Source organism: Clostridium sp. (genome assembly GCF_040797585.1).
In the GTDB taxonomy this organism is placed as follows: domain Bacteria; phylum Bacillota; class Clostridia; order Clostridiales; family Clostridiaceae; genus Clostridium_Z.
Map to the genome: position 1 here is coordinate 1 of NZ_JBFNEO010000303.1, position 2,261 is coordinate 2,261.

Sequence of the window (2,261 nt, forward strand, 5' to 3'; positions counted from 1 at the left end):
GCTATATACTAAATCATTAATATTCTCTAATAAGACCGATGTCATTCCAATTTCATCAACAGTCTCTGATGTTCTAGTGAAAAAAACATCTCCTTTTTTAGTATTAAACAACTGCTTTTCTTTTTCTGAAACTTCTACCAATCCTTGGATAATATTGTTATCTAATGCTCTATTTTTAAATACATCTACATAATTAATAATTTTAGTTCCTTTACCAAAAAACTCTTTTTCTTTATTTAATCCATTTTTGAACTCAAAAAGTTCCCCTATAGTCTTAACTTGCCATTCATTTGGTATACTACCTACGTCTTTTTTACTATATCCTTCTTTCACCTTCTTCACCACCCTATATTACGTCAAATCCAAGTTCTTCAAGATATACATTTAACTTTTCTTCATTATCAGCAATCTTTATCTTTAACTCTCTTATATCTTGTAAAACTAAATCTATATCAATTTCTTCTTCTTCCTCCGATGTATCAACATATCTACTTATATTTAAGTTATAGTCATTTTTCTCTATAGTCTTTAATTCAACTACTTCTGCATATTTTTCTACTACTTCAAAGTTATCAAAGGCTTCAATTATCTTCTCTATATCTTCATCTCTTAATTTATTCTTATTTCCATCCTTAACAAATCCTGCTGATGCATCTATGAATAATACTTTACCCTTTCTATTTTCAGCCTTATCTTTATTTATTATAAGTAATGCTGCTGGTATTCCTGTTCCATAGAATATATTTTGTGGAAGTCCTATTACTGCTTCTATTAAATCTGTATTTTGATCTAATAAACCTTTTCTTATCTTACCTTCTGCTCCACCTCTAAATAATACTCCATGTGGTACAACCGTCCCCATTCTTCCTTTAGTGTTTAAACTTGCTATCATATGCTCAACAAATGCTAAATCTCCATAAGATTTTGGAGGTATTCCATATACAAATCTTCCATAAGCATCTGCTTTTGCTTCTTCTTCTCCCCAATTTTTAAGTGAGAATGGTGGATTTGCTAATACTACATCAAAAGTCTTTAATACTCCACCATTAGTATGCTTAGGCTCTCTTATAGTATCACCTTTTTTTATATCAGCCCCTGTAGCATCATGAAATAACATATTCATCTTACATATAGCCCAAGTAGAAAGGTTTATTTCTTGACCATTTAAGGATACATTCTTAGGATTCCCTCCATGCTCTTCTATATAGTGCGTACTGTGAATTAACATACCTCCGCTGCCGGACGTAGGATCATATATTGATTCTCCTTCTTTTGGCTTTACTATGCCAACTAACGTCTTAACAACTTGTTCTGGAGTATAGAATTCTCCTCCCTTAGTGCCTCCTTGGTCTGCGAACTGTTTGATTAAGTATTCATAAGCATTTCCTAATATATCCTTACTTTCTAAGTTATAATTTGCTAAAGATAAACTACTGAAAAGTATTAAAAGTTGAGATAACTTCTTATCTGGTACTCTTTCCTTATCATTGTAGTTAGCAGTAGTAAGAACCCCTGTAAGTTCTGCATTTTTAGGTTCATCTTCTATTGCTTTAAATGCCTTATCTAATTCTGGTCCTATATTTAATGTTAAATCTCTTAAAGTTGACCATCTTGCTCTTTCTGGTACATAGAAACTTTCATATATTGATGGATCTTCTATCAATAAGTTTACTTCTTCCTCTGGCAATCCCATTGCAACAAACTCTTCTTTTTTCTTGTTTTGTTCTATATCAAACTGGTCATTCATTCTTTTTAAGAACAATAAACCAAATATGTAATCCATGTATTGAGACGCATTAAGTTCTCCTCTAAGAATATCCGCTGCATCCCATAATATTTTCTCTAATTTTTGTTGTGTAAGTTTCTCCATTTTTCCACCTCTTAACAATATTTTGTAATTTAATTTTAACATTATAAACAATTTACTTCTATAAATTTATAATTCCAGTTTAGTATTTTACAAAATAAATTTGAAATTCATTGTATTAATTTAATAAAATACTTTAAATGATTTAAGGAGGAATTCATAAATTTAAAAGATTTAATAATTAATAACCTCCAGTATGCCTTATTTATGCTGCTGAATTATATAGTAGTGACTTTTTAGAACTATTTAAATCTGCTGATGATACTTATTCTTTGTAAGTGTTAAAGTTTTGGCACCTACTTTTATAGTATTAGATGTATTAAAATATCCTAGTAAGTCAAAAATATGCTTTACTAGGATTAATTTATTTCTTATCTTTAATTTTCATATTTTC

At 29.5% G+C, this 2,261-nt stretch carries 1 protein-coding gene and 1 pseudogene; both read right to left on the reverse strand.

Annotated features, from left to right (window positions below):
• Nucleotides 1–333, reverse strand: a pseudogene (locus AB2369_RS13020) (hypothetical protein); the annotation flags it as partial.
• A gap of 13 nt (nucleotides 334–346) precedes the next feature.
• Nucleotides 347–1,870 carry a type I restriction-modification system subunit M gene (locus AB2369_RS13025; protein ID WP_367666899.1) on the reverse strand — a complete coding sequence of 508 codons (1,524 nt, stop codon included), beginning with the start codon at nucleotides 1,868–1,870 and terminating at the stop codon, nucleotides 347–349.
• Between the last annotated feature and the right edge of the window lie 391 nt (nucleotides 1,871–2,261).

What these genes read in the sequence shown, in the direction of transcription:
- AB2369_RS13025 (WP_367666899.1), bottom strand. Translation starts at nt 1,870, where the DNA reads ATGGAGAAACTTACACAACAAAAATTAGAGAAAATATTATGGGATGCA.